The organism is Paucibacter sp. XJ19-41 (assembly GCF_028462495.1).
In the GTDB taxonomy this organism is placed as follows: Bacteria; Pseudomonadota; Gammaproteobacteria; order Burkholderiales; family Burkholderiaceae_C; genus Roseateles_E.
In genome coordinates, this window is the sequence record NZ_JAQOWX010000194.1 from 1 (window position 1) to 5,699 (window position 5,699).

Genomic DNA, 5,699 nt, shown 5'->3' on the forward strand with positions numbered 1-5,699 from the left:
GGCCGAGGCCGCGCCGCTGCGGGTGCTGGATCTGTTCGAGGCGGCGCTGCTGGCGCTGCTGGCGCGGCTGGCGACGCCGCAGCCGCGGCTGCCGGCCGCAGTGGCCTTTGCATTGGCGGCCTTCGCTCGGGGGCAGCGCGTCGACGCGGTGGTGCAGGCCAGCGGCTTCAGCCACCGCCATTTCAATGCGCTGTTCGGCGCCGCAGTCGGACTGACGCCCAAGGCCTTCTGCCGGATGCAGCGCTTCCAGACCCTGCTGGCGGCGCTGGCCGCCGACCCCGCGCGGCCGCTGGCCCAGCTGGCGCTGGACGCCGGCTACAGCGACCAGGCCCATATGAGCCGTGAGTTCAGCGGCATCGCCGGACTGACGCCCGGCGCCTACCGCCGCATCGCGCCGGCGCAGATCAATCATGTGCCCATGCCGCAGGCCTGAGGTCAAATTCCTTCAAGCCGGCGACGACGCGGCGCGTTAAGGTGGGGCCCAGATCCACTGCGGAGCCCGCTCATGACCATCAAGGAAGTGTTCGCCCAAGTGCGCGTGCGCCATGCCGCGCAGGCCATCGATTTCTACCGCCGCGCCTTCGGCGCCACCGAGCTGTTTCGCCTGACCGAGCCCGGCGGCCGGGTCGGTCATGTGGAGCTGGACTTCGGCGGCCAGGTGATCATGTTCTCGGACGAGTACCCGGAGATCGGCTGTGTCGGGCCCGAAACGATAGGCGGCACCTCGTTCTCGATCCACCTGCATGTCGACGACTGCGATGCGCTGATCGCGCGCGCCGTCGAGGCCGGCGCCACGCTGATCAGGCCGGCCCAGGACGAGTTCTATGGCGAGCGCTCGGGCACCGTGCGCGACCCCTTCGGCCATTTGTGGAATATCGGCCATCATCTGGAGGACGTCACGCCGCAGGAGATGCAGCGCCGTTATGACGCGCTGTTCGGATCAGGCCAGTAAGGCATCGATGCCGCGCAGAAAGCGCGCCAGCTCGATCGGTTTGGTCCAGTAGTCGTCGAAGCCCTGGGCGCGCGCGGCCTCGATATCGGCCGGCATCGCATTGGCCGACAGCGCGATCACCCGGCAGGCGCTCAGGGCCGGCGAGCGGCGCAGCGCGCGCAAGACCTCGCTGCCGTGCAGATCGGGCAGCTGCATGTCCAGCAAGACCACATCGGGGCGCAGTTGCAAGGCCAGCGCGATGCCGGCACGGCCGGTGTCGGCCGTGCTCAGCGCCACCGCCGGGCGCAGCGCCAGCAGCTCGCGCACCAGCTGCAGATTGGTCGGGTTGTCCTCGATGCACAGCAGCTTCAGCCGTGCCTGCGCTCCGGCATGCGTCGGCTGCGTCGCCATCAGCGGCGGCAGCTCGTCCAGCGGTGCCGGGCGCGTGCCCTCCTGGTCGGCCGGCAGCCAGATGCGGAACTCGCTGCCGACCCCGGGCTCGCTGAGCAGCTCGATCTGGCCGCCCATGCGCTCGGTCAGCTGGCGCACGATGGCCAGGCCGATGCCGGTGCCCGCGATGCCCTCGAGTTCGGCGCCCAGCCGGTTGAAGGGCTCGAAGATGCGCTGGCGCACCTCCGGCGCCAGGCCGCGCCCGCTGTCGCGCACCACCAGCGCCCATTGCGCCGGCCCGTCTTCGGAGCGGCCGCGCGCCAACGTGCCGACCTCGACCCAACCCTGGGCGCGGTTGTACTTGATCGCATTGGTCAGCAGATTGATCGCCACCTGGCCAAGCCGGCGGCGATCAGCCCGTACCCGGCCCGGCAGCTGCGGCTCGGCCAGGCGCAGCGCGATGCCGGCGGCCTGGGCCGGCGCGGCCACCCATTCCAGCGCCTGCTGGGCCAGCGCCTGCAGCGACACCGGCTCGTCGGCCAGCGGCTGCTGGTCCACATCGATGCGGGCCAGGTCCAGCACATCGTCGATCAGGGCCAGCAGATGGCGGCCGGCCGCATCGATGCGGGCCAGGCGCTCGCTCTGGCGCTCGCTCAGCGGCTCGCTGGCGTCATAGGCCAGCAGCTGGGCGAAGCCGAGCACCGCGTTCAGCGGCGTGCGCAACTCATGGCTGACCCGGGCCAGGAACTCGGACTGGGTGCGCTTGAGCTGCTCCAGGCGCTGGCTCTCCAGCAGCAGGGCCTGGGCCTGGTGGCGCCCGGTCACGTCGACATTGATGCCGGTGCGGTAGCTCGGCCGGCCCTGCTCATCGCGCACGGTGCGGCCGCGGCTGACCAGCCAATGCACCGAGCCATCGGGCCAGACCACGCGGAACTCCCATTCCAGCACCGCCTCGCTGTCACCGCGTTGGTAGCGGCCCGAGATCTCGGCCCAGGCGGCACGGTCCTCCGGATGCAGGCACAGCTCGGCCAGCTGATCGATAGGGCGCGGGTCGGCGGGGTCGAGGCCGCGCAGCCGGTACATCACCTCGCTCCAGTAGCTGTGCTGCGCATCGACACGCCGCCAGACGCCGACACCGGCCGCGCTGAGCGCGAACAGCGTGCGCTCGCGCTCCTGCTGCAGCTCGAACTCGACGCCGCGCCGGTCGGTCACATCCAGATGCAGGCCATATGCGGTGTGCCGGCCGTCGCGCAGCTCGTGCCGGGTCCAGCTGTGGACCCAGCGCACCCGGCCCTCGGGCGTCAGCACACGGAACTCGCTCTGATGGCTGATCTCGCCCTGGGTCTCGGCCTCGCGGTACTCGCGCTTCAGGCGCTCGCGGTCCAGCGGGTGCACATGGTGGGCCCACCAGAAGGCCTGGCTGGGCGGCGGCTTCGTCGGATCGCAGTGGTGGATGCGGTACATCGGCAGGTTCCACTCGGGCCGGCCGTCGTTGCCATGCAGGCTCCACAGCCCCAGGCCCGCCGCCTCGGCCGCCGAGACCATGCGCTCGCGCTCCGCGACCAGCACGCTGAGATCGAGCGAGACGCCCAGCAGCCCCAGCAGCCGGCCGGCGGCGTCGCGCTGGGCCACGCGGCGGGTCAGCACCGGGCACCAGCGGCCGTCGTCCTGGCGGTAGCGGGCCAGCGTGTCGACGCGCGCCTGGCCCTCTATCGCGGCCGCGCTGGCGCGCCGGACGGCCTCTCGGTCATCGGGATGGATGCGCTCGCGCACCAGGCCCAGCGCGACACCCTGCTGCGGCGACGGCATGCCGGTGGGGCCGGCGCCATAGGGGTCGTAGCTGATGCGCTCGGTCTGCGTGTCGAGCCGCCAGATCGACAGCCCGGCCAGCTGCACGGCCTGCGCCAGGCTCGGGTCGATGGCCGCCGCCTGCCACCACAGCAGCGCACCGTCCTCGACCAGCAAGGCCTGACCCTCGAAGTCCGCGCTGCCGAGTCGCCAGGGCCGCACCGCGTCGTCGGGGGCCTGCAGCACCGCCTGCGCCAGCGCCAGCCAGGCCGGGTCGGACGCGTCCAGGCCCCCGGCCCATTGCAGCGCCGCCGCATTGGGCTCGCAGCGCAGCGCCGCCGCATCCTGTCGCCAGACGCGCAGCGCCGCTTGCCTTGCCTGACGCCAGAACGCTTCCATCATGGACCATCGATTGTGCTGCGTCCGAGTGTAGCGAGGCCGGGCCTGCTACGCTCCAGGCCCATGTCACCGCACTCTCTTGCTGCCCCGCTGCTGGCCCTGGCCCTGCTGATCGGCGCCGCGCCGGCCCAGGCCGCGCCGCTGACCCCGCAGCGCCTCTCGCCCCATGTCTGGATGTTCGAGGGCCTGTCGGCCGCCGGCAGCCGCGAGAACCGCAACAACATCTCCAATGCCGGTCTGATCGAGACCGCCGACAGCCTGGTGCTGGTCGACGCGCTGGGCTCGCCGGCGCTGGCGCGCGAGCTGCTGCAAGTCATCAAGACGCTCAGCCCCAAACCGCTGAGCCATGTGATCCTGACTCACTACCATGCCGACCATATCTACGGCCTGCAGGAGTTCAAGAAGGCCGGGGCGCGCATCATCGCCCACCAGGCGGCGCGCGAGTACCTGAACAGCGAGACCGCCGCCCAGCGCCTGCAGGCCAGCATCGCCGAGGGCCTGGTGGAGCCCGGCACCACGCTGGTGGCGGCCGATCAATGGGTGGACCGCGAAACCCGGCTGAGCCTGGGAGGGCTGGAGATCCAGCTGATCCCGGTCGGGCCGGCCCACACGCCGGAAGACCTGAGCGTCTGGCTGCCGGCCGACAAGCTGCTGTTCGCCGGCGATCTGGTGTTCCGCGGCCGCATCCCCTTTGTCGGCCAGGCCGACAGCCGGCGCTGGGTGGCCTCGCTGGACCGCTTGCTGACCCGTCCGGCCGCCGTCATCGTGCCAGGCCACGGCCCGGCCTCCACCGAAGCCTTGCAGGACCTGCGGCTGACCCGCGACTATCGGGCCTATCTGCGCGCCCCCATGGGCCGGGCGGCGCGTGAGATGACGCCCTTCGACGAGGTCTATGCTGCCACCGACTGGTCGCGCTACGAGGCCTTGCCGCTGTTCAAGCTGGCCAACCGCATGAACGCCTATAACACCTATCTGCTGATGGAGCAGGAGAAGGACTAAAGCGCCGGTCACGCGCTTCTGTTAACTTCCGCGCTCGCTAGAACAAGGGGACCGTCGCATGAGCGAGACCAAAAACAGGCCGCAGCCAGCTGCGGCCGCACAATTACAAGGCATTCGACGCGGCATCGAGAAGGAAAGCCGGCGCGCGCGGCCCGATGGGCGCCTGGCCCTGACCCCGCACCCGCTGGCACTGGGCTCGGCCCTGACCCACCCCCATATCACCACCGATTTCAGCGAATCGCAGCTGGAGCTGATCACCGGCGTGCATGCCGATGTCGAGGCCGCGCTGACCGAGCTGCGCGAGGTCCATCAGTCGGTCTACCAGGCCCTGCAGGCCGAGGGTCAGGAGCGTCTGTGGGTCGGCTCCATGCCCTGCGGCCTGCCGACCGACGAAACCATTCCGCTGGGCCGCTACGGCCACTCCAATGTCGGCCGCGCCAAGAGCGTCTACCGCATGGGCCTGGGCCAGCGCTATGGCCGGCGCATGCAGACCATCTCGGGCATCCACTACAACTGGTCGCTGCCGGGCGTCACGACCGAGCAGTACTTCGGCCTGATCCGCAATTTCCGCCGCCACTCCTTCCTGCTGCTCTATCTCTTTGGCGCCTCGCCGGCCCTGTGTTCGAGCTTTGTCGAAGGCCGCGCGCACGAGCTGCATCCGCTGGGCACGCACACCTATCACATGCCCCACGGCACCTCGCTGCGCATGGGGCGGCTGGGCTACCAGAGCGACGCCCAGGCCTCGCTCTCGGTCAGCTACAACAGCCTGGAGAGCTACGCGGCCTCGCTGCAGGAGGCATTGACCCGGCCCTATCCGGCCTATGAGAAGCTGGGCGTGCGTGGCGTCGGCGGCGACTACAACCAGCTCAGCCCCACGCTGCTGCAGATCGAGAACGAGTTCTACGGCACGATACGCCCCAAGCGCGTGATCCGCTCCGGCGAACGCCCGCTGCACGCGCTGCGCGAGCGCGGTGTCGAATACGTCGAGGTGCGCTGCATGGACCTCGACCCCTTCGAGCCGCTGGGCATCAATGCCCAGACCATGCGCTTCCTCGACATCTTCCTCCTGCACTGCCTGCAGACCGACAGCCCGCCGGACAGCCCCGACGAGATCGCCGCGCTGGCCAGCAACCAGCACCTGACCGCCGCCCGCGGCCGCGAGCCCGGCCTGCGCCTGGCCCGCGGCGGCGCG

Annotated in this window: 5 protein-coding genes; 4 read left to right on the forward strand and 1 reads right to left on the reverse strand. The window is 70.7% G+C overall.

All coding sequences use genetic code 11. The features are described 5' to 3' along the window. Together PO768_RS27510 and PO768_RS27515 are read left to right on the forward strand one after the other, a co-directional pair. On the forward strand, positions 1 to 433 hold a 433-nt coding region (locus PO768_RS27510), incomplete at its 5' end, for a helix-turn-helix domain-containing protein (RefSeq protein ID WP_272648602.1). A gap of 72 nt (positions 434 to 505) precedes the next feature. After that, positions 506 to 952 carry a VOC family protein gene (locus PO768_RS27515; protein WP_137945479.1) on the forward strand — a complete coding sequence of 149 codons (447 nt, stop codon included), beginning with the start codon at positions 506 to 508 and terminating at the stop codon, positions 950 to 952. Here the strand turns inward: PO768_RS27515 and PO768_RS27520 are convergent. Then, complete coding sequence (locus PO768_RS27520; RefSeq protein ID WP_272648603.1) at positions 941 to 3,511, reverse strand: hybrid sensor histidine kinase/response regulator; 2,571 nt, start codon at positions 3,509 to 3,511, stop codon at positions 941 to 943. The genes PO768_RS27515 and PO768_RS27520 overlap by 12 nt on opposite strands. Positions 3,512 to 3,571: 60 nt before the next feature. Here PO768_RS27520 and PO768_RS27525 point away from each other — a divergent pair, with 60 nt between their 5' ends. Further along, entirely contained in the window at positions 3,572 to 4,507 is a 936-nt protein-coding gene (locus PO768_RS27525; protein WP_272648604.1) for an MBL fold metallo-hydrolase, read from the forward strand. Between the two features lie 58 nt (positions 4,508 to 4,565). Further along, positions 4,566 to 5,699, forward strand: a 1,134-nt coding sequence (gene gshA, locus PO768_RS27530) for a glutamate--cysteine ligase (RefSeq protein WP_272648605.1), incomplete at its 3' end; no start/stop codon positions are given.

What these genes read in the sequence shown, in the direction of transcription:
- PO768_RS27515 (WP_137945479.1), top strand. Translation starts at nt 506, where the DNA reads ATGACCATCAAGGAAGTGTTCGCCCAAGTGCGCGTGCGCCATGCCGCG.
- PO768_RS27520 (WP_272648603.1), bottom strand. Translation starts at nt 3,511, where the DNA reads ATGATGGAAGCGTTCTGGCGTCAGGCAAGGCAAGCGGCGCTGCGCGTC.
- PO768_RS27525 (WP_272648604.1), top strand. Translation starts at nt 3,572, where the DNA reads ATGTCACCGCACTCTCTTGCTGCCCCGCTGCTGGCCCTGGCCCTGCTG.